The organism is Zobellella sp. DQSA1, assembly GCF_041950555.1.
GTDB lineage: Bacteria > Pseudomonadota > Gammaproteobacteria > Enterobacterales > Aeromonadaceae > Oceanimonas.
Genome location: NZ_CP169531.1, coordinates 2,624,949 through 2,646,456, shown reverse-complemented (window position 1 = coordinate 2,646,456; position 21,508 = coordinate 2,624,949). Strand labels below are relative to the sequence as shown.

The 21,508-nt window shown below is 61.8% G+C and carries 21 protein-coding genes and 1 pseudogene; 8 read left to right on the top strand and 14 right to left on the bottom strand.

Annotation, left to right across the window (positions count from 1 at the left end):
• Positions 1-198: 198 nt before the first annotated feature.
• A complete protein-coding gene (locus ACEVBK_RS12760; protein ID WP_375055319.1) occupies positions 199-1,236 on the bottom strand; it encodes a LacI family DNA-binding transcriptional regulator in 1,038 nt (345 codons plus the stop codon).
• 348 nt (positions 1,237-1,584) lie between these two features.
• On the opposite strand from ACEVBK_RS12760, the gene ACEVBK_RS12755 reads away from it, so the two are divergent.
• The 3 genes from ACEVBK_RS12755 to ACEVBK_RS12745 all read left to right on the top strand — a co-directional run bounded on the left by ACEVBK_RS12755 (position 1,585) and on the right by ACEVBK_RS12745 (position 4,632).
• Positions 1,585-2,508, top strand: a complete 924-nt coding sequence (locus ACEVBK_RS12755; protein ID WP_375055318.1) for a sugar ABC transporter substrate-binding protein — start codon at positions 1,585-1,587, stop codon at positions 2,506-2,508.
• A 149-nt stretch (positions 2,509-2,657) separates the two neighbouring features.
• Positions 2,658-3,653 (top strand): inositol 2-dehydrogenase, encoded by a 996-nt coding sequence (gene iolG / locus ACEVBK_RS12750; RefSeq protein ID WP_375055317.1) that lies wholly within the window; start codon positions 2,658-2,660, stop codon positions 3,651-3,653.
• A gap of 16 nt (positions 3,654-3,669) precedes the next feature.
• Positions 3,670-4,632 carry a sugar phosphate isomerase/epimerase family protein gene (locus ACEVBK_RS12745; protein WP_375055316.1) on the top strand — a complete coding sequence of 321 codons (963 nt, stop codon included), beginning with the start codon at positions 3,670-3,672 and terminating at the stop codon, positions 4,630-4,632.
• A 355-nt stretch (positions 4,633-4,987) separates the two neighbouring features.
• On the opposite strand, the pseudogene ACEVBK_RS12740 reads toward ACEVBK_RS12745, so the two are convergent.
• A pseudogene (locus tag ACEVBK_RS12740) lies at positions 4,988-5,266 on the bottom strand (hypothetical protein); the annotation flags it as partial.
• A 13-nt stretch (positions 5,267-5,279) separates the two neighbouring features.
• Between ACEVBK_RS12740 and ACEVBK_RS12735 the strand changes: the two are divergent.
• From ACEVBK_RS12735 to ACEVBK_RS12715, 5 genes are all read left to right on the top strand, one after another.
• On the top strand, positions 5,280-5,438 hold the full coding sequence (locus ACEVBK_RS12735) for a hypothetical protein (RefSeq protein ID WP_375055315.1): 159 nt from the start codon (positions 5,280-5,282) through the stop codon (positions 5,436-5,438).
• Between the two features lie 67 nt (positions 5,439-5,505).
• The gene (locus tag ACEVBK_RS12730) at positions 5,506-6,351 is read left to right on the top strand and encodes an AraC family transcriptional regulator (RefSeq protein ID WP_375055314.1); all 846 of its coding nucleotides are present in this window, start codon (positions 5,506-5,508) and stop codon (positions 6,349-6,351) included.
• A 194-nt stretch (positions 6,352-6,545) separates the two neighbouring features.
• Positions 6,546-7,367, top strand: a complete 822-nt coding sequence (iolB, locus tag ACEVBK_RS12725) for a 5-deoxy-glucuronate isomerase (protein WP_375055313.1) — start codon at positions 6,546-6,548, stop codon at positions 7,365-7,367.
• Between the two features lie 62 nt (positions 7,368-7,429).
• Positions 7,430-8,416: an inositol 2-dehydrogenase gene (gene iolG, locus ACEVBK_RS12720; protein ID WP_375055312.1), complete on the top strand. Its 987-nt coding sequence runs from the start codon at positions 7,430-7,432 to the stop codon at positions 8,414-8,416.
• 179 nt (positions 8,417-8,595) lie between these two features.
• Positions 8,596-9,411, top strand: a complete 816-nt coding sequence (locus ACEVBK_RS12715) for a TIM barrel protein (RefSeq protein WP_375055311.1) — start codon at positions 8,596-8,598, stop codon at positions 9,409-9,411.
• Positions 9,412-9,545: 134 nt separating this feature from the next.
• Here the strand turns inward: ACEVBK_RS12715 and ACEVBK_RS12710 are convergent, their stop codons facing one another.
• From ACEVBK_RS12710 to ACEVBK_RS12655, 12 genes are all read right to left on the bottom strand, one after another.
• Entirely contained in the window at positions 9,546-10,295 is a 750-nt protein-coding gene (locus tag ACEVBK_RS12710) for a M15 family metallopeptidase (RefSeq protein ID WP_375055310.1), read from the bottom strand.
• Positions 10,292-11,578, bottom strand: coding sequence for a TRAP transporter large permease (locus tag ACEVBK_RS12705; RefSeq protein WP_375055309.1), 1,287 nt, complete (start codon positions 11,576-11,578; stop codon positions 10,292-10,294). The genes ACEVBK_RS12710 and ACEVBK_RS12705 overlap by 4 nt, the downstream gene beginning before the upstream one ends.
• Positions 11,575-12,048 (bottom strand): TRAP transporter small permease, encoded by a 474-nt coding sequence (locus tag ACEVBK_RS12700; RefSeq protein ID WP_375055308.1) that lies wholly within the window; start codon positions 12,046-12,048, stop codon positions 11,575-11,577. The genes ACEVBK_RS12705 and ACEVBK_RS12700 overlap by 4 nt, the downstream gene beginning before the upstream one ends.
• A gap of 58 nt (positions 12,049-12,106) precedes the next feature.
• The gene (dctP, locus tag ACEVBK_RS12695; RefSeq protein ID WP_375055307.1) at positions 12,107-13,138 is read right to left on the bottom strand and encodes a TRAP transporter substrate-binding protein DctP; all 1,032 of its coding nucleotides are present in this window, start codon (positions 13,136-13,138) and stop codon (positions 12,107-12,109) included.
• Between the two features lie 111 nt (positions 13,139-13,249).
• Positions 13,250-14,167 (bottom strand): LysR family transcriptional regulator, encoded by a 918-nt coding sequence (locus ACEVBK_RS12690; protein ID WP_375055306.1) that lies wholly within the window; start codon positions 14,165-14,167, stop codon positions 13,250-13,252.
• Positions 14,168-14,488: 321 nt separating this feature from the next.
• Positions 14,489-15,487, bottom strand: a complete 999-nt coding sequence (locus tag ACEVBK_RS12685) for a substrate-binding domain-containing protein (RefSeq protein ID WP_375055305.1) — start codon at positions 15,485-15,487, stop codon at positions 14,489-14,491.
• Entirely contained in the window at positions 15,487-16,401 is a 915-nt protein-coding gene (rbsK, locus tag ACEVBK_RS12680) for a ribokinase (RefSeq protein ID WP_375058564.1), read from the bottom strand. The genes ACEVBK_RS12685 and rbsK overlap by 1 nt, the downstream gene beginning before the upstream one ends.
• Positions 16,402-16,633: 232 nt before the next feature.
• Positions 16,634-17,515 carry a ribose ABC transporter substrate-binding protein RbsB gene (gene rbsB, locus ACEVBK_RS12675; protein ID WP_375055304.1) on the bottom strand — a complete coding sequence of 294 codons (882 nt, stop codon included), beginning with the start codon at positions 17,513-17,515 and terminating at the stop codon, positions 16,634-16,636.
• An 87-nt stretch (positions 17,516-17,602) separates the two neighbouring features.
• A complete protein-coding gene (rbsC, locus tag ACEVBK_RS12670; protein ID WP_375055303.1) occupies positions 17,603-18,571 on the bottom strand; it encodes a ribose ABC transporter permease in 969 nt (322 codons plus the stop codon).
• Entirely contained in the window at positions 18,568-20,070 is a 1,503-nt protein-coding gene (gene rbsA / locus ACEVBK_RS12665; protein WP_375055302.1) for a ribose ABC transporter ATP-binding protein RbsA, read from the bottom strand. The genes rbsC and rbsA overlap by 4 nt, the downstream gene beginning before the upstream one ends.
• Before the next feature lie 7 nt (positions 20,071-20,077).
• The gene (rbsD, locus tag ACEVBK_RS12660; protein ID WP_375055301.1) at positions 20,078-20,497 is read right to left on the bottom strand and encodes a D-ribose pyranase; all 420 of its coding nucleotides are present in this window, start codon (positions 20,495-20,497) and stop codon (positions 20,078-20,080) included.
• 354 nt (positions 20,498-20,851) lie between these two features.
• The gene (locus tag ACEVBK_RS12655; RefSeq protein ID WP_375055300.1) at positions 20,852-21,499 is read right to left on the bottom strand and encodes a TetR/AcrR family transcriptional regulator; all 648 of its coding nucleotides are present in this window, start codon (positions 21,497-21,499) and stop codon (positions 20,852-20,854) included.
• Positions 21,500-21,508 lie beyond the last annotated feature (9 nt).

The following is a 21,508-nucleotide window of genomic DNA, read 5'->3' as shown; positions in this document are numbered from 1 at the left end:
GCAGAGGTATTCGATGTGAGAACAATCAGGCTCTCGACAATGACGGCTTTTCGAAAACGCTGTTCGGCGGTAGCGGCCCTTGAGTGTGGTTGACCCGGAGCGGGGCCGAAGCCCGGGGAAGCCCATCACACGGAAAGAGGTCGGTCCTGCATCAGATCCTTCATCACTAGGGGGGAGATCAGGTGCTAGGTCGGTTCCCTACAGGTTTTCCCGGATCATGATGATGGGAGCGCTCGGGGTGGGTTTGGGGGCGTCTTGCCCGGCGCCGTGGTAGGCCAGCAGCTGGTTGACCGAGTCGATCACTTCCGCGCGCAGATCCTGGTCGATGATCACGTCCACTTCGTTCTGGGAAAGCAGCGAGTAGGAACTGTCGTTCAGTTCGTGGCCGATAAAGACGACATCCCGGGTCCATCCCTTTTCCTTGATCGCCCTGGCCACACCCTGGGTGCCCCCGGTTACGTTATAGATGCCGAGAGGTTTGATACCGGCGTTGAATAACGCCATCAGATTCTCGTAGCTTTCTTCGTCCATGTCGTGGTTGTTCAGGGATTCGCGGATACGCAGGTTGGGAAACTGTTCGCGGATGACCCGGCGAAAACCCAGTTCCCGTTCGTACTGGGCGCGGTAAGGCGCGCTGACCACCAGTATCACCTCTCCCTCCCGGTTGCCGAGATAGCGTCCCATCAGATGCCCCGCGGTGCGCCCGGCACTGACGTGGTTCATGCCCACGTACGCCAGGCGCTCGGTGTCGCACAGATCTGTCGTCATGCAGACGACGGGGGTGCCTTCCCTGACGATCTGGTTGACGCAGGCGGAAATGGCCGGGTCTTCCCGGCACAGCAGCACCAGGCCGTCATGCTCCCTGGCGGACTGCCGGAGCAACGCCAGGAAGGCATCCATGTCGAAGCGCGACATCGCTTTGGTATCCAGGCTGATGTGCCGGGAAGCAAACCGCTCCCGCACGGTATCGACCGTCTTTTCTATGGCGTTGAGGAAGGGCGCACCCGACTCCATCACAAAACCGAAGTGGAAGGACTTCAGATCGGCCGGTGGCGGCTCCGCGACGGGGCTGCCATTGGCCTCGTTCAACTCCTTAATGGCGGTCAGCACCCGCTCCCTGGTGTGAGGGCTGACCCGGGCCCGCTGGCTCAGCACACGATCGACCGTGGCCAGGCTGACGCCGGCCAAGGCGGCGATCTCTTTCAGGGTGGTTTTTTTGTGCAGCTCAATGGTCACGGGCAGGCGCCTCATCATCTTTATGCCGGGCAGGATATCCCCATGCTAAAGAAAACCTCACCACCATTGCAAGGCTGTCGTTCCCTCATTCCAAGGTCGTCATTTTTGAAGTGTTTTTTATCATTTTAACGCGTTGGCCATCCTCTGGCCGGTATCGTCCGCCGTTACCGGGAAGGGGGGAGATTATGATGATGGGCATGATCTTTATATTATCAATAATGATGGTTGATGTTTCAAAAATGATATTGTAGTGTCTTCCTCATGATGTTTCCGGTGTGGTCTGGAGTGCCGGAAACAGCTGGTAAAACCGATTAAGGAACGATCCCCGTCACTTGAAGGAGTAATGCCATGAAGTTCAAAAAACTGATCCTTGCCTCCGCTGTTTCCTGCGCCCTGCCGTTTTCCGCCATGGCGGAAGATCTGAGAATAGGGGTATCCATGTCCTACTTTGATGACAACTTCCTCACCATCATGCGTACGGCCATGCAGGAAGAACTGGCGGCCCTCGACGGAGTGGAGGCCCAGTTCGAGGATGCCAAGGGCGACGTGGCCCAGCAGATCCAGCACGTGGAAAGTTTTATCAGCCAGGATCTGGACGTCATCATCGTCAACCCCGTGGATACCCAGGCGGTTACGCCCATCATCCGCAATGCGCTGGCCTCGAAGGCGCCGCTGCTGTTCTTGGGCAAGAAGCCCGAAGTGCCCCTGCCTGAGGGTGTGCCCTTTATCGGCTCGGAGTCGGTCGTGGCCGGCCAGTTGCAGATGGAATATCTGGCGGAAAAGATGGGGGGCAAGGGCAAGCTGATGATACTGCTGGGTGAATTGAACGCCGAGGCGACCCGGGAGCGTACCCGCGGGGTGGAAAGCGTGGTAGCTAAGTACCCCGACATCGAAATCGTCGACCGGCAGACCGCCAAGTATTTCCGCAAGGAGGCGGTGGACGTCACCAGCAACTGGATCCTGTCCGGCCATGAGTTCGACGCCATCGCTTCCAACAACGACGAAATGGCCATCGGCGCCATCATGGCCCTGCGTCAGGCCGGCAAGGAAGGGGTGCTGGTCGGCGGTGTTGATGCCACGCCCGACGCCCTGGCTTTTATGGACAAGGGCATGCTGGACGTGACCGTATTCCAGGACGCCAAAGGCCAGGCCAGTGCCGCCATCGACACCGCGGTCAAAATGGCCAAGGGAGAAAAGGTGGATCAGGAAATCATGATCCCGTTCCGGCTGGTCACCCCGGACAACTACAAAGAGTTTATCGGCATGAACTGATGCCTCCGGTTCGGGCCCGTTCCTGGACGGCGGTCTCCGCGAGGGCAATGCCCTGCGGGACGAGCCCGGCCTTTATCCATCCCATTATCGGCAATTCATTGTTAACTGGCCCAGCCATCACGACTGGGCGTTGAGCGAGGTGTGCATTTATGTTTTCCGTTGCCCTTATCGGTGCGGGCCGTATCGGCCAGATCCATGCGGCCAATATTGCCAACCATCTGCAAAGTAGCCTGCGTTATGTGGCCGATATCCACCCGGACTCGGCAAAAACCCTGGCGAAACGCCATGGCGCCGAGGTGGCCGGCGTCGAAGCGGCGCTGGCAGATCCGGCGGTCGATATCGTGGTCATCTCGTCGGCCACCGACACCCACGCCGAACTGAGCGAGCGGGCCTTGCTGGCCGGCAAGGCGGTGTTCTGTGAAAAGCCGATCGATCTCGATATCGAGCGAGTACGCCAATGCGTCGAGCTGGTCCGGCAGAAAGAGGGCAAGATGATGGTCGGTTTCAACCGCCGTTTCGATCCCAACTTCGCCCACTTGCGCCAGAGCCTAGTCGCCGGTGACGTCGGCGAGCTCGAACTGCTGATGATCCATTCCCGAGATCCCGGTGCGCTGCCCATTGAGTACCTGAAGGTGTCCGGCGGCATGTTCCGGGACATGAGCATCCACGATTTCGACATGGCGCGCTGGATTTTGGGTGAGGAGCCGGTGCGGGTGCATGCCACCGCCGCCAGCCTGACCGATCCGACGATTGCCGAGATAGGCGACATAGACACGGCTATCGTCAGCCTGCAGTGCGCCAGCGGCAGGATGGCGGTGATCACCAACAGCCGCCGCGCCGCCTACGGCTACGATCAGCGCATCGAGGTGCACGGCAGCAAGGGCATGCTCAATGTTGCCAACGTGGTGGAAAGCACCCTGGTCAAGTCGACCGTGGACGGCGTGGTGTCGCAGAAGCCGAAGCACTTCTTCCTGGAGCGCTACAGCGATTCCTATCGCATCGAGTGGGACCACTTTATTGGCGCTCTTAAGGGTGAACACGCCCTGTGGCCGAGCGCCGAGGACGGCGAGCGGGCCCTGGTGCTGGCGGAGGCGGCGGTCACTTCGCTGCGCACGGGCCGGGCGGTAGAGCTGAACTGGGTATAACAGGGGAGCAAGCATCATGAAGATTGGATTGGTAACGGACAGCCTCAGTCATCTGGCATTCGACGACCTGCTCGGCACCGCCGCCGAGCTGGGCCTGGATTGCCTGGAATTCGCCACCGGCAACTGGTCGTCGGCGCCGCACATCGACATCGACAAGCTGCTCGACAGCCCGGCGCAGATGCGCGAATTCAAGGCTAGGATCGAGGCTCACGGGCTAACGATTTCCGCGCTGAATGCCAACGGCAACCCGTTGCATCCGGGGGCAAGCGGCCCCGGGGAAGCGGCGGTGGTGGACAAGACCATAGAGCTGGCCTCGCGCATGGGAGTGGAGCGGGTGAACCTGATGTCGGGCCTGCCCGGCGCGCCCGGGGACAAGCACCCCAACTGGATTGTCTCGGCCTGGCCGCCGGAAACCGGCAAGATCCTGGAATGGCAGTGGCAGGAGGTGGTGCTCCCCTACTGGCAGCAGCTGGTAAAAACGGCCAACGGGCGCGGCATCAACAAGCTCTGCCTGGAGATGCACGGCGGCCAGGTGGTGTACAACGCCGCCAGCTTCAGGCGCCTGCGCGAGGCGGTGGGTGCCACCGTGGGGCTGAATTTCGATCCCAGCCACCTGCTGTGGATGGGAGCGGACCCGCTGGCGGTGATCCGGGAACTGGGCGACAGCATCTATCATGTCCATGCCAAGGATACCTGGATCAACCCGCAGCCCTGTGCCCTGAACTCGCGCCTGGAGATCCTGCATCATAGCCAGGTCGCCCAGCGCAGCTGGTCTTATGTCACTCTGGGCTACGGCCAGAGCGAGCTCTGGTGGCGCCAGTTCTGCTACGAATTGCGCCTGGCCGGCTATGACGATGTGCTCAGCATCGAACACGAGGACATGACCCTGTCCCGTTACGAGGGGGTCAAGAAATCCGTCGAGCTGCTGCAGCGCTGCATGCCGGTGGAGGTCTCGGACTACGAACTGCCGCCGATCTGAGTCGAGGAAGGGAGAGGCCGGATAGATCAGGCCTCAGCTTGATGACAAAGTCCATCATCTGTTTTTTAGCCAGACTACCGGTTGTGTTATGGGCTCTTGTTCCTCTCCGGCCTGCACTTCCTGCAGCTGAGCCTCCGGGCCTGGTGGTGATCAGCCCGCCATGTTGAAAGGAGTGACCACCAGCACCCGGGAAAAGTCCGGCGGAGCGGCACCGGCCGGCAGGAAGCCATGGAAGCGCAGCAGTTGCATAAAGGCCCGGCGGGCGTCCTGCTGCAGGTCGTGGTCGATGAGGGCGGTCCGCCAGCAACTGGCGGTTTTCCCGGTCCAGATCGTGCCCGATCAGCACCTCGAGCGGACGGCCCCGGGCGGCGAAGGCATCGACGATGGCCCTGTTGCCGCCACCCACGCTGTAGACGGCATTGAGATCGGGATGGCGGTCCAGGCCGTCGGTCATCAGCCCCAGGGTCTTGCCGTATATCCCCAGGCCGCCGCTCAGCTCCACCACTTCGAGGTGCGGCGCCTGCTCCCGCAGCCACTGGCGAAAACCGCTTTCCCGCTCTTCCTCGCCGCGAAAGCCCAGGCTGCTCAGCACCACCGCCACCCGGGCGGGGGAGGGCGGCAGCCAGCGACACATCAGGTAGGCGGCGGTGGCCGAATTGCTGGCGGCGCGGGGAGCGGCGGGCCTGGTGCTGTGCGGGCGCAGCCGGGACAAGGGGCAGGCCCAGGCCGACCGGCTGACCAACATGGGCTGCCCGTCCTGGTTCGTGCCGGCGGATCTGGGCGCGGTGTGGGTGGATTACCGCTAACAGCCGGGCTTGCGCCGCGCGCTCCCCGGGGACAAGATAAGCGGGTGTGCCCACCAGGAGACGCGGCGTGATACAGCATTTTGTCAGCGGCAAACGCCGGGGCCGGCTGGAGCTGGAGCAGCCGGCCGAGCTGATGTACCTCTGCCTGGCCGACGCCGGCGATACCCGGCTGCCCCGGGCCATGCACCGGCACGACGATCGAGTGGAGATCGTCTTTATCCGCGAGGGCAGCGGTACCCATATCATCGACGGCCGCGCCTACAGTACCGGGCGGGGCGATCTGCTGATCTACAACGGTGGCGTGCTGCACGACGAGTCCGCCAACCCCAATGAGGGCATGAGCGTCTATTGCTGCGCTTTCACCAACCTCAAGCTCAGGGGCCTGCCCAAAAACACCCTGAGCCGCGGCCGGGTGCGGATCCCCACCGGCGAGCGCCATGGGGAATTCGACAGCCTGTTCGGGCTCTTGCATGCCCAGATCCGTTCCGAGCACAAGCTCAGCCTGGCCTGCTGCGATCACCTGCTGCAGGCGCTGCTGCTGATGGTGTCCAGCCTGATCGACGAGCAGGACGCGGAGGAGGAGGCGGCCCGCTATGAGCTGGGCGAAAGCGTCAAGCGCTATATCGACCGGCACTACCAGGACGAGCTGGATCTGGGCCGGCTGTCCGAGGCGCTCAACATCAGCCCCTATTACCTCGCCCACCGCTTCAGGCAGAGCGTGGGCTGCTCGCCCATCCAGTACCTGATCCGCCGGCGTATCGGCGAGGCCCAGACCCTGCTGATCAACACCGGGCTCAGCGTCACCGACATCGCCCTGATGGTGGGCTACGACAACCCCAACTACTTCAACACCGCCTTCAGGAAGGTGGTGGGCATCCCCCCAGGCCGGTACCGCCGGCAATACCTGGAATAGCCCTGCCGCGCGCCGGCCCCGTGCCAGCCTGCTCCAAACCGGCCCGCGCCGGCCGACGAAGTTAACGAATTGTGTCTCCAGTCACAGTTCCGCCAAAGAGCATTTGGATTTTTAAATTCACAATTTCACCAAACGAAATAAATGTTTTATTATCACTTTCAACAGAATCAGTCATTCACCAACCAGGGGGAAGGATGTCCAAGTTATTATCCAAGCGCCGGCAACCGGACAGCCAGGGCGCCATCCAGCGCATCACGCCGGAGTCGGCCGGCTGGGGCTATGTGGGCTTCGAGGTGTATGAGCTGGAGGCCGGCCAGAGCCTGAGCCAGGACACCCTGGACCGGGAAGTCTGCCTGGTGCTGGTGGCGGGCAAGGCCAGCATACGCACCCGTGAACTCAGCCTCGACGCCATCGGCGAGCGGATGAGCCCCTTCGAGCGCAAGAAGCCCTACGCCGTCTATGTGCCCAACGACGATCATTTCACCGTCACCGCCCAAACCAGGCTGGAGCTGGCGGTATGCAAGGCACCGGGTTTCGGCAACCATCAGGCGCGGCTGATCGGCCCCGACAGCATCGATGCCGAGCATCGCGGCAAGGGCCACAACCAGCGTTATGTGCACAACATCCTGCCCGACACCGCCGAGGCGGACAGCCTGCTGGTGGTGGAGGTGTTCACCGACGAGGGCTGCACCAGCTCCTACCCGTCCCACAAGCACGACCGGGACGCCGAGCCGGGCGAAACCTACCTGGAAGAAACCTATTACCACCGCTTCGATCCGCCCCAAGGCTTCGCCCTGCAGCGGGTCTATACCGACGATTTCGAGCTGGACGAGTGCATGGCGCCCTACAACCAGGACGTGGTGCAGGTGCCGAAAGGCTACCACCCGGTGGCCACTATCGCCGGCTACGACAACTACTACCTGAACGTGATGGCCGGGCCCACCCGCAAGTGGCGCTTTACCTGGGAGGCCGATCACGCCTGGGTGAATTCCGACCACTATCCCAAAAACAAGTAAGTTGCCCAACGGGCAAGCGACCCCAAAACAAGCAAGTCAACACAAGGACAAGGAGAGGGTAAATGATTAATGTGGCATTGATTGGCGCCGGCCGCATCGGCCAGGTGCATTCGGCGAACATCGTAGCGCACCCCGAGAGCCAGCTGGTGGCCATCGTGGATGCGTTTCCGGAGGCGGCCCTGAGCCTGTCCGAGAAAACCGGCGCACCGGTGAAAACCCTGGAAGAGGTGATGGCCGACAAGAGCATCGGCGCCGTGGTCATCGGCTCGGCCACCGACACCCACGCCGACTTTATCGAGCTGGCGGCCCGCAGCGGCAAGGCCATCTTCTGCGAGAAGCCGGTGGATCTGAGCCTCGAGCGGGTGCAGGCCTGCCTCGAGGTGGTGGAAGAGTGCAAGGTGCCGCTGCTGGTGGGCTTCAACCGCCGCTTCGATCCCAATTTCGCCGCCGTGCGCAACCGCTACCAGCAAGGCCAGATCGGCAAGGCCGAATCGGTGCTGATCGTGTCCCGGGATCCGTCGCCGCCCCCGGTGTCCTACATCCAGCGCTCCGGCGGCCTGTTCCGCGACATGACCATCCACGACTTCGACATGGCCTGCTACCTGGTGGACGAGCCGGTGGTGGCGGTGACCGCCCGCGGCAGCTGCGTGGTGGACCCGGCCATCGGTGAGGCCGGCGATATCGACACCGCCGTGGTCACCCTGGAGTTCGCCTCCGGCGCCCTGGGCACCATCGTCAACACCCGCCGCTCCGGCTTCGGCTACGACCAGCGCATCGAGCTCTTGGGTGCCGAGGGCATGCTCAGGGCCGAAAACCAGCTGGAAAACACCGTGCTGCTGGCCAACGAGCAGGGCACCGGTGTGGCCAACCCCCAGTATTTCTTCCTGGAACGCTACAGCGCCGCCTACAAGGCCGAGTGGGCCCACTTCGTGGACGTGGCCCTGGGCCGGGCCCAATGCCTGAGCGGCGGCAAGGAAGGCGAGCAAGCCTTGCGTCTGGCCGACGCGGCGGTGGAGTCCTACGCCACCGGCAAGACGGTCCGCCTGTAAGGCCAGCGCCCGCGCCATATAACCGGTGTGCTGGCCTTGTTTGTAGGGTCGACTTCAGTCGACCAAAAAGCGGCGCCGGGGCTGGGCTGGTCCACTGACGCGGACCTGCGGGTCATTTTGCTATCGGTTGCAAAAGGGCCGGGTGGCGGGATTTATTTTTTATTATCAGGAGTAAACACATGACCATGGATGTTTCCCAGCCCTTTACCCTGGCGGTCTGTGCCGAGATGGTGTTTCTCGAGCTGCCGGTACTGGAGCGTATCAAACATATTCACCAGCAGGGCTTTCAGGTCGAGATCTGGGATTGGACCCGGCACGACATACCGGCGCTGGCGGCGAGCGGGGCGACCTTCTCCTCCATGACCGGCTATGTCACCGGCACCCTGGCGGACGACGAGGGCGCCACCGAGCTGCTGCGCACCGCCGAGCAGTCGATACCGGTGGCGAAAGAGCTGGGCATTCCCCGGCTGAACCTGCACGGCACCGGCCTCGACAACCAGGGCCTGCCGGTCAAACCCTGTGCGCAAGTGACCGGCGCCATGTGGCTCAAGGCCGCCGACACCCTCAACCGGCTGGCGGATCTGGGGGAACGGCACGGGGTGACCTTCGTGCTGGAAAACCTCAACACCGAGGTGGACCATCCGGGGGTGCCCTTCGCCCGCGCCCAGGAGGTGCTGGAGCTGGTGGCGGGAGTAAACCGGCCCCAGGTGAAGATGATGCTCGATCTCTACCACGCCCAGATAGGCGAGGGCAACCTGATAGAGCTGATCCGTCGCAGCGCGCCCCATATCGGCGAGATCCAGGTGGCGGACGTGCCCGGCCGCTGTGAGCCCGGCACCGGCGAGATCAACTATCCCGCCATCGCCCGGGCCCTGTTCGAAGTGGGCTACCGGGGCAATATCGGCCTGGAAGCCTTCGCCTCCGGCGATTCGGAACTGGCCCTGCGCCGCTTCCGCGAAGCCTTTACCCTGCCGGCGGAACTGCTGTCCCGCTGAGGCGATGCGTTATTGAGTCTGTTTTTGTTTCTCGATGGGTTTCAGATCTTTTGGGTCTGAGTTTCGGGGTATCCCTCATGAGGGGATACCCCTTTTTTATATCGATGTTTATTCCGAAAAAACGGTTGCCGGGTTTAATCGTGCCTGCGATCCACTTCCTTGCGCCAGCGACTCTCAAGGCTTTCGGGGTGGGTGGGACCATAGCGGGCTTGCGGTTGCCCACGGTACCAGGCCCAAAGCTGGTTGCCGAAGTCGTAGTGCCACCATTCACTGGGCAGGTTGGTAAAACCGGCCTCGGTCATGACGTTATATAACAGCCGTCGGTTGGAAATGATGTGGCGCTCGCGTGGGCCGGGATGGCTAAGTTCCTCAAAGGCGGCGGTATGAGACCACAGTGTCGCCTCGTCAAAAAGCGTGCCCATGTCCAGCATCAGACCGTTACTATCGAGCAAGGTAACATCAACCGATCCCCCGGTAAGATGAGGGCTGGGAGACTTGGGATTGGTGCTGGGCAGCGACACGAACTCTCGCGTCAGCTGCTCCAGTTCGGCGACGGCTTTATATGGCCAGTGATGTTCAATGGCGTTATACAAGGTGTCATAAAGATATTGCTGCACCGAATAGGGCCGCCAGCTATCCAGCACCAGCAACGTTATGCCCTCCGGCAGGGAGCGGGCCGCGGTCAGCAGGCGCATATAGACCCCGCGCCTTATATAACATTCGGGAATAGCGTTGGGGATGCCGAGCCTATAGTAGGCCGGGTAACAGACCAGACTATCCGGTGCCAGGCTGGCGGGAACCAAGTCCTCGTGATTTTCTGTGATAGGCAGTGCCGATACTTGGTTCCAGTTAGGATCGTTCAAGCGAGGAATACGCTCACTCATGCCGTTCCTCCCAGCATTTCCGGCAGACAGAGCACCAAAGAGGGGAACAGGATCAAGGTAAGCAGGACCAGCAGAGCAACCGCCACGAATGGCCAGATGCTCTTGAACATGTCGGTGATTTCGAGCTTGCTGACAGCGGCGGCCACAAAAACACAAGCTCCCATCGGTGGTGTGATCAGGGCGATAGTGATATTCAGCGTGATAATGATGCCCAGATGTACCGGATCCACCCCGGCCGCCATGGCAACAGGCATAAAAATCGGCGTCAGCAGCATCAGTGCCGACACCTCTTCCATGAACATGCCGGTGACAAAGGTGATCAGGCTGAGCAAGAGCAGGACCAGCACCGGTTGCTCCAGAATGGGGTCGAACAGTACCACAAAGGCCTTGGGGACCTGGGCGTAGGACAGCAGCCAGCTGATAACCGCCGAGGCCGCCATGATCAGGAAAATTGCGCTGGTTAGCCGTGCGGTTTCAACCAGCGCCTCCCATAGCCTGGACCACGGCAACTGACGGCTAAGCAGGCCTGCCAGGGCCACGTAGGCTACCGTGAGGGCTCCGGATTCGGTGGGGGTGACAATACCGAAGACAATGCCGCCGACGATGATAAAGGGAGCCAACAATGCCGGTATGGCTCCCAGCAGGGCCAGGAAAAACAGGCTGGCGGTCGGTCGCTGACCGGAAACCGGCAACCGTGCCTTGCGGGCATAAATCCAGTTCATGGCCATAAAGGCCAGGCCCAGCAACAGGCCGGGAATAACGCCGGCCAGGAACAAGGCGCCCACCGAGGTGTTGGTGAGGGAGGCGTAGAGGATCATGAAGATGCTGGGCGGAATAATGGGACCTATCAGCGAACTGCCTGCCGTCAGGCCTGCGGCATAGGCGGCGGAATAGCCTTCTTTTTTCATGGCCGGGACCAGCAATGAGCCCAGGGCGGAGGTGTCGGCCACGGCCGAGCCGTTGACCCCGGCGAAGAACACGCTCGATACCACGTTTACATAGCCAAGGCCTCCCCGCAGGTGACCGACCATGACCCGCGCCAGGGTCATGAGCTGCTGGGTGAGGCCCGCGCTGTTCATCAGGTTGCCGGCCAGGATGAAGAGGGGAATCGCCATCAGCGAGAAGGCGTCGATGCCGCCAAAGAACTGTTGCGGCACCATGCGGCCGATCATCGATGGGTCGATAAACATAAAGCCGACGATGGCCGTTACCAGCAGGGCGATAAACAGCGGCAGGCCCAGCAGGACATGAATAAGAAAGGAGGCAAACATTGCCAGGGTCATGAATTACCTTCCTTGCAGCCGAAGGGGCCGCGCAGCACGTTGAACACAAATAACAAACCGAATCCCAGCGGCAGGCTCAACACGGGCCAGGTCCGGCTGATGCCGAGTCCCATGGTGGTAAAGCGGCCGACGGAGAAGGCGTAATGCCAGGAATACCAGCAAAAGCCGGCACTGACGGCCAGGATGAGCATCCATTGGTATAGCTTCAGCAGCCGAGCCACTGGCGAGGGCAGGAGATCTTCCAGCAGGCCGATACGCATGTGTTCATTACGGATCCAGACCACTCCTGCCATCAGCAGGGCGGAGCCTATGATAAGGAAGCGGGACAATTCATCCATCCAGATAGGGGAGCGTCCCAAAACATAGCGTGCGGCAACCCCGTAAAGCAGTACCAGCACGTTGGTCAGCACCAGGGCACCGACGACCAGCTCTATTGTCCGGCTCAGGTAAGCAATTATTTGTTTTCTCATGGGGTAAAAAGGGCGGCCATCAGGCCGCCTCCTGTACAAGTGATCCAAAGAGGGAAAGTCAGTGCTTGCCGGCATCATCCAGGGCGAGGTCGATCCACTTTTGTTCGATATTCTGCTCTCTGAGCCAGCTTATGTATGATGGCTTGGCTTTGTCCTGGAACTGGGCGAGTTCCGCGCCTGAAGGACGATAAACCTCCATACCCTGGTCCGCCAGAAACTGGATCCGCTCTTCCACCTTGGCTTCGATGGAGGCGCGATTGAGTTGGTTGGCTTCTTGCGTTGCCTGTTCCAGTGCCTGGCGTTGTTCGTCCGTCAGTGACTCAAGCAGTTGGTCGTTGGCAACCAGGAACTGATCGGAGTATTGAATATTGGCCAGGGTCAGGTATTTCTGCACTTCGTGCAGACTGCCGAGGATGATGTACATGGGGGGATTCATCTGTCCGTCGGCCACGTTGGTTCTAAGCGCCATGTACACTTCGGTCCAGGGGATGGGGGTACCGGACGCGCCAAAAGCCTCGTACAGCGCTACCTGGCTTTTATCCATGGCGCGGAATCTCAAGCCTTTGAAGTCATCCGGTGTTTTTATAGGACGCTTGCTGTTGGTAAAGGCCAGGAAACCCCCTTCTTCCACCACCGCCAGGAGCCGGGTGCCGGTACGATCCTGGAATTCTTGTTGTGCTGCCTTCCAGTATTCTCCCTCGTCAAAGAAACGGCGGGCATGGTCGAAATCCCTGAACAGGAAGGGAATGGAGCTGGCATAAATCTCGGGGAACAGGGGGGAAATACCCGCGAAGGAAGCGATATTCAAGCCCGGGGCGGCCATAACCTGTTCCATACGCTGTACTTCTTCACCCAGCATGCTGTTGGGATACAAAGTAAGCTTCAGATCGCCACCGGTTTTCTCTTCAACCAGGCGCTTCAGGTTACTGGCGAACAGGTGGACGGCGTTTTTTTCTTCATCCGGCGCCCCGTTATAGGACAGATCGATAGTGACGGCCTGAGCCAGGCTGGCAGCCATCAGGCTACCGGCGCCCAGCAAGGTGACCAGAGTTTTGGTCAGGGGAGTGGCGGGAAAGGCTGCTTTCATCATGTGATCTCCATATCTTGATAGTGGTTTCGTTCGGCTCGTACAAGGTAGGTGTTGATATGTTGACTTTTCAATACCTTGAATGTTGTTTTTAATGCAATGCAATATTTTATTTCAATATTTATTCTGATTAAAAAACAACATTCCGCTGCTTAGGTGCCGGAGCAAATGCTCACTGGCGACGGTCAGCTCTCTGCCCTTATGACTGATAATATGGGCTTTTGCTTGGGACAAAGCCGGGTGTGGCGCGGGCAGGCAGGTGATTTTTCCCGACAGGATTTCTTCATGTACGGTAAGCCTGGGCATGAAGGTCAGTCCCATTCCGGATAGCACGAAATTCTTTAAAACTGCCACGGAATTGGTCTTTAATTGTGGCTTAAAGTGAATGTGTTCAAGCTGTTCAACCAGGCGGGTCAACTGGCCCATGCCAAACTGCTGATCGATAAGGGCCAAGGGATAGTCCAGTACCTCATGAATACTGCCCGGCCTTGTCCGGGTCAGGGGATGGTCCGGCGGTGTGATCAGGTCAAGGGGCTGGCGGCTGGCAACATGAGATACCAGGTCAGGGTCGGGGAGGGGGGCATAGACCAGGGCCAGGTCGACCATGTCTTCCTTGATCAGCCTGACCGCTTCATTGGCGCCGGCCATTTCAACGGTGATGGCAATATCCGGATAACGCTGCATGAAATTTTGTAGTGGCGCCGAAATCAGGTCGGCAATAAAGCCTTCGCCTACCGCCAGGGTAACCTGGCCGCGGCGTAGTTCCTGCAACGCCTCTATCCGGGAAAGCGTGGCTGCTTCGCTGGCTTTTTGCTGGCGATAAAGGGAGATCAGCTCTTCCCCTACCTCGGTGACGGTAAAGCCCTGGCCGGAGCGATACCCCACCGGCAGCCCGATGTCTTCTTCCAGTTGACTGAGCTGCCTGCTGATGGCAGAAACATCGATGTTTAAACGCGCAGCGGCCTTGCGCAGGGAGCCTTGGCGCGAGGCCTCATTCAGATAACGCAATGCCCGTGGGTTGAGTTTCCACATGAGCCGTCTCCATTGGGAGTAAACAGGGGGAATGACGGTACCGCCGGATCTCGGGAAGAGCCGGCTTTTATCCGGTACACCTTTACCACCATTGCCGATAACCGCTCAACAGGCCCTGGGCCGCCGTTTAGCAACCCTTTGGCTCCTGGCGACGCCCTTTCTCCGGAAAGGGGAGCATGGGACGATATTGGCCATCCGCCAATGACCTGCACTTGATATCATCAATCTCAGGTCTGACGCCAGCCTTGATGGCGCGGTATTTGGTGTCTTCCTGAGCCCCCTCGACATTGCAGGCTGGTGCGTGGAGGGAGGCGACGATTTCTAGCGTGCCCGGCTGCTTTCCCGTACCACCAGCTCCGGGGTCAGGGTCAGTACCCGGCGCGGGCTGTCCGGCGCCTGGATACGGGCCAGCAGGGTGTCCACCGCCAGGGCGCCCAGGCCGGCCTTGGGCTGCTCTATGCTGGTGAGTGCCGGCGCCAGGTAGCGGGCCAGTTCGATGTTGTCGTAACCCACCAGGGACATGTCCTGCGGTACCGCCAGACCGGCATCGGCGAGGGCCCGCAGGGCGCCCACCGCCATCATGTCGTTGCCCACGAACACCGCCGTGGGCCGCCCGGATCTTTCCAGCAGCTGCGCCATCGCCGCCTTGCCGCCGGCCAGCTCGAAGTCGCCCTCGGCAATCCACTCGGGGCGCACCGCCAGGCCCGCCTGCGCCATGGCATCCCTGAACCCCGCCAGCCGTTCCTCCGCCGCCCGCTTGCCCATGGGACCGGTGATGCAGCCGATATGGCGGTGGCCCAGGCTTATCAGGTGCTCGGTGGCGAGCCGGCCGCCCAGCTGGCCCGAGTCCTGGATCAGATCCGCCTCCAAATCCATGGGGCCCCAGTCCGCCAGCACCAGGGGTACACTGGGGTAGCGGTCGAACACATTTTCCCCCAGGTGAGCCTGGGTACACATCAGGATGACGCCGTCCACCCGTTTTTGCAGCAGCATCTCCATGCTGGCGTTGAGCCGGGCCTTGTCACCTTGGGTGTTGCACAGCACCAGGCTGTAGCCGAGCTCGAAGCAGCGTTGCTCCACCCCCTGCACCACCTCGGCGAAGAAGGGGTTGGCGCTGGTGGTGACCAGCATCCCCAGGGTGCGGGTCTGGTTCACCTTGAGGCTGCGCGCCAGCGCCGAGGGCGCGTAGTGGAGCGTCTCTATGGCTGACTCCACCCGCTCGGTGATCTCCGGGCTCACGAAACGGGTCTTGTTCAGTACATGGCTGACGGTGGAGGTGGATACCCTGGCGAGCTTCGCCACGTCCTTGATGGTGGCCATCAATACCGCTCCAACAGGGCCTCGATCTCGGCCTTGAAGGGGACCGAGGTCTGGGCGCCAGGGCGGGTCACGGAAATGGCCGCGGCCGCTTGGGCGAAGCGTACCGCCTCTGCCAATGGCCGGTCCTGCTGCAGGGCGGCGACCAGGGCGCCGTTGAAGGTGTCGCCCGCGGCAGTGGTGTCCACCGCCTGCACGGAAAATCCCGGCATCCGTCGGCCGCCGCCCCTCTCGCTCAGCCAGACGCCGCGCGCGCCCAGGGTGATGATGACGGTGGCGATGCCCTTGGCGTGCAGTACCTCGGCCGCGGCGGCCGCGCCGGCATCATCGTTCACTGCCACCCCGGTGAGCCGCTCGGCTTCGGTCTCGTTAGGGGTGATGAGGTCCACCAGTGCCAGCAGTTCGTCCGGCAGGGGTCGGGCGGGGGCGGGGTTCAGCACCACCCGGGCGTCGTGGGATTTGGCCAGGCGGGCGGCGGCCAGGTTGGTCTCGAGCGGGATCTCCAGCTGCAGCAGCAGCTGTTCGCAATGAAAAGCGGCGCCATGGCGTTCCAGCCTGGACGGGGTCAGCTCGCCGTTGGCACCGGCGGCCAGGGCGATGGTGTTTTCGCCGGCATCGTTTACCTGGATCAGCGCTACGCCGGTGTTGATGCCGTCGACGGTGTCGATGGTGGCGGTGTCGATACCGTCGGCGGCGAAGCCGGCCACCAGGCTTTCGGCCAGGGCATCTTCGCCCACGCAGGCGACAAAGCGGGTGCTGGCACCGGCGCGGGCGGCGGCCACCGCCTGGTTGGCACCCTTGCCACCGGGCACTATGCGGTAGTCGCGGCCGGTGAGGGTTTCACCGGGGCGGGGAAACTGGGGCAGCCGGATCACATGATCGATATTGATGCTGCCTGCTACGGTCAGGGTCATGATGGTTACCTTCTGTGCCTTGGCAGAGGCGGGTTCGGTTATCGCAGACGCGGTGTTAGCCGCGTATTCTGCGGATTTCGCGTTATTCCGCGACTGAAGTCGTGGCTACGGTCGCGGCCAGGGGCGGCGTATCCGTTGTCATGCCCGCGCAGGCGGGCATCCCGGGGCCGGTTGCAGCGTGCCAAGGATGTGCCCAGGCCCCATGGACCCCTGCCTGCGCGGGGGTGACGCCATCTTACTGGCTGATTACCTGCAGCGGAACCGGGATATGGTCGGCCACGGTCTCGCCCTTCAGCACCTTGTCGGCGGTTTCCACCGCGATGGCGCCGATGGCGTCAGGCTGCTGGGCGATGGTCGCCGCCAGGCGGCCGCCTTCCACCGCTTTGATGCCGTCCTCGGTGCCGTCGAAGCCGACGATCAGCACTTCTTTCTTGTTGGCCGCCTGCAGGGCCCGGAGGGCACCCAGGGCCATTTCGTCGTTCTGGGCGAACACCGCCTGCACCTCCGGGTTGCCGGTGAGCAGGTTTTCCATCACGTTCAGGCCCTTGGTGCGGTCGAAGTCGGCGGGCTGGCTGGCCAGCAGGGTAAAGCCGTGCTCGGCCACCGCCTGGGTGAAGCCTTCGCCGCGCTCGCGGGCGGCGCTGGTGCCGGCAATGCCTTCCAGCTGGATCACCCTGGCGTTATGGCCCAGTTGTTCGGCGATAAAGTCGCCGGCCATCTTGCCGCCGGCCACGTTGTCGGAGGCGATATGGGACACCACCTCGCCCCGGTTGGCGGCGCGGTCCAGGGTCAGCACCGGCAGGCCGGTCCGGTTGGCCAGGCGGATGGCGTTGGCCACGGCGTCGGAGTCGGTGGGGTTGATCAGCAGCACCTTGGCACCGCGCACGCCCAGGTCTTCCACGTTGGCCAGCTCCTTGGCGGGATCGTTCTGGGAGTCGAGCACGATCAGGTTATAGCCCAATTCGGCCGCCTTCTGCTCGGCCCCTTCCTTCATGGTGACGAAGAAGGGGTTGTTGAGGGTGGAGATCACCAGCGCCAGGGTGTCCTGGGCGTAGGCGCCGGCGCTCAGGGTGGTGCCGACGAGGGCGGTGGCAAGCAGGGTAGTCAGTTTTTTCATGGTTTGGCTTCCTTTTCTTGTGTAGGGGTAGAGCGTTTTTTATCAAAGCTGTCGGGCCGTTCTGCGGGTATCGGCCAAGGGGCACAATTACTTGTTCTTGTTGTCCACCAGCACCGCCAGCAGGATCACCGAGGCCTTGGCGATCATCTGGTAGTAGGAGGACACGTCCAGCAGGTTCAGGGCATTGTTGAGGAACCCGATGATCAAGGCGCCGATCAGGGTGCCCATGATGGCGCCCTTGCCGCCGGCCAGGCTGGTGCCGCCCAGCACCACGGCGGCGATGGCGTCCAGCTCGTAGCTGGTGCCGGCGGTGGGCTGGGCCGAGGACAGCCGGCTGGTGACGATGATGGCCGCCAGCGCCGACAGCATGCCGCAGAGGGCGTAGACCCCCATCTTGACCCGGGCCACGTTGATGCCCGAGAGCCGTGCTGCCGCCTCGTTGCCGCCCACCGCGTAGATGTAGCGGCCGAAGCGGGTATGGTTGAGCAGATACCAGGCGCCGAGGAAGGTCATGCCCATCAGCCATACCGGCACCGGAATGCCGAATACATAGCCGGTACCGAACCAGGCGAAGATGTCGGCCTGATCGGTAAAGCCGGTGGAGATGGGCCGGCCGTCGGTATAGACCATGGTTACGCCGCGCAGCAGAGTCATGGTGACCAGGGTAGCGATAAAGGCCTGCACCCGGCCCTTGGCGACGATAACGCCGCTCACCCCGCCCAGGGCAAAGCCGGCCAGCAGCACGGCCGGCAGGGTGATGAAGATGGACAGTTCCATCGACACCATGCTGGCGGCGAAGGCGCCGCACAGGGCCAGCACCGAGCCCACGCTGAGATCGATGCCGGCGGTAAGGATCACCAGGGTCATGCCCACGGCGATAATGGCGTTCACCGAGGTCTGGCGCAGTATGTTGAGCAGGTTGTCGAGGGTGAAGAAGTTGGGGCTCAGCATGGAGACCACCGCGATGAGCACCAGCAGGGCGATCAGCGACTTCTGGGCGATCAGCCATTCCTTGCTGAACCAGCGGCGGCCGGGATTGAGGGCAGGGGCGTTCATGCAGTTACCTCTTGTTGAGTCTGGCCGACGGCGGCGGCCAGCAGTTGTTCCTGGGTGGCCGTGGTGGCCTTGAATTCACCGGTGATGCGACCTTCGTGCATCACCAGGATACGGTCGCTGATCCCCAGCACTTCCGGCATGTCGGACGACAGCAGCAGTATGGTCATGCCTTCCTGCTTGAAGCGGTTGATCAACTGATAGATTTCCTTTCTGGCGCCGACGTCCACGCCGCGGGTGGGCTCGTCCAGGATCAGTACCCTGGGGCGGGTCATCAGCCCCTTGGCGATGGCCACTTTCTGCTGGTTGCCACCGGAGAGGTTGCCGATCAACTGCTCTCGGCCCGGGGTCCGGATATGGAACAGCTTGATAAAATCGTCCACCGCGGTGCGTTCGGCGTCGTGATCCAGCTGTGGGCCCCGGCTGAGCTCGGCCAGGGCCGACAGGCTCATATTGACCTTGACCGACAGCCCCAGCACCAGACCGTCGCCCTTGCGATCCTCCGAGATATAGGCGATGCCCGCCGCCAGCCCCTGCTGGGGGGCCTTGGCGTGATAGGGCTTGCCCGCCAGCCGCACGCTGCCGGCGGTGCGGGGCAGGGCGCCGTAGAGGATCTTGGCCAATTCGGTGCGGCCGGCACCCATCAACCCGGAAAAGCCGAGGATCTCGCCCTGGCGCAGGGCGAAACTCACTTCCTTCACGCCGGGGCCGGCGAGGCCGTCGACCCGCAGCACTTCTTCCCCCCGGGGCACGGCCAGGCGCGGGTACTGTTCGTCCAGCCGGCGGCCCACCATCATCTCGATAAGGCGGTCTTCGTCGATGTCCGCCACCGCCTCCTCGCCGATCCATTTGCCGTCGCGCAGCACCGTGACCCGGTCGCAGATCTCGAAGATTTCCTTGAGCCGATGGGAGATGTAGACGATGCCGCAGCCGGCCTGGCGCAGCTCTTCGATCACCCGGAACAGGGCTCGGGTTTCGGTGTCGGTGAGGGCGTCGGTGGGTTCGTCCATGATGATCACCGAGGCCTCGAACGACAGCGCCTTGGCGATTTCCACCATCTGCTGGGCGCCGATGCTCAGACTGCCCACCCGAGTGTTGGGAGAGTGGCGGATCTGCAGCCGATCCAGCAGGGTCTGGGCCTCGGCATAGAGCCGGCGCCAGTCGATTTTGCCGAAGGGGTTGACCGGCTCGCGGCCGAGGAAGATATTCTCGGCGATGGTCAGCTCCGGCAGCAGGTTCAGCTCCTGGTGGATGATGCCGATGCCCGCCTGCTGGGACTCACGAGGTCCCCTGAAACTGCAGGGCCGGCCCCGGTAGCGGATCTCACCCGCGTCCAGCGGGTAGATGCCGGTCAGCACCTTCATCAGGGTGGACTTGCCGGCGCCGTTTTCGCCCATCAGCGCCATCACCTGGCCCGGATAAACCTTGAGCCCGGCCTGATCCAGCGCCTTGACTCCGGGAAAAGCCTTGTCGATGCCCGAAAGAGACAGTATGGGTTCCATGATCACCTCAGAAGGGCACGCCGGCGCGCAGGATGATATTGGCGTAGGGGGTGCATTCGCCGGTGCGAACCACCGCCCGGCTGTGGCCGTTCTGCCGCTTGAACTGATCGTGGGGCACATAAGTTATTGCTATGTCCCTGCCCTGGGCCTCGGCCGCCCCGGCCAGCAGCGTCTGCAGACGTTGGTGCAGCTCCGGGCTCAGGCTCTTGATTTCTTCCGCCAGCACCACGGCTTCCAGCTGCAACTCGCTCAGCATGGCCACCAGGGTGGCCTCCAGCCCGGGCAGGCCGGGGCAGACCGCCAAATCGATGCGCTCGACCCCGGCGGGAATGGGCAGGCCGGCGTCGGCCAGGGTGATTTCGTCGGTATGGCCGGTGCTTGCCACCAGGGCGGATAAATGGCTGTTCAGCAGAGTGGTTTTCTTCATGGTACCGCCTTGTTTCAGGGGCCGAAGAGCCCGGAAAATTAACCCGAGATTGCGAGCGAAACGGTTACGCAATCGATTCGATGGGGTGATTGTAGGTAAAAATCCGGATTTTGTTAGGAGAAAGTGGCAGAACTGCGAGGCGGATCAAAAAAGTGGAACCCTGGGTCAGGGCGGGCTGGAAGCGGCCCGGCCGACGCACTGCTTCCTCAACGCCCGTCATCTCACTCGTACTGGAGCACTCGATGTGGGCGCCGGGCCGGGACCGTAGTTATGGCGAGGCGGTACTGGTGGTTGAGCTTGGGATATCTCTGGACAACAAGGCCCGGCGGCAACCGGCGTTCGGCCTTTCTGGCATCAAACGCATGCTTCGCTGCTGGCCTGGTCGAGATCAGCATCCTGGATGCCCAGTATGGTCAGGATCTGCTTTTGTCCCGCCATCAACACCCGCTGTTGTTCTTGCTCGTCCGTAATACTCCTGGCAATCGCGACCGCACCGATCATGGATGCCATGATGGCCCGGGATTTTTCACCGATCATGTCCGGATTGGCTTCAAATGGCAGCTTGTTCAGACGTGCCAGGGCCGTGATTCGTTTCCCCAGCGCTGCCTTCATGTGCTGATACGCCTGCTCGTAGAGTTTCTTTATCTCCACTCGCTCGCTGCCTATCTCGTTGAACAGGATGGTCTCCGGACCCGGGATGTTGCGTTCCTTCAGCGCCAGCAGATTCAGATAATTCGTCACCAGGGCGGTCAGGTGCCTGACCGAAAAAGGGCCTTTGGCCAATCGCGCCACCCGGCTGCGCTGGAATGTTTCCAGGATCGACGCATTGAACAGCGCCTCTTTCGACTCGAAATGAGCATAGAAGGCGCCATGGGTCATGCGTGCCAGTTTCATGATCTTGGCAATCGATACTTTCTCAAAGCCGTAACGGCAGAAAAGCTCTGTGGCCGATGCCAAAATCCGGGCCTTGGATTGGGACTTGTGTACTTTCGAGTAAGACACCGGTCTGTT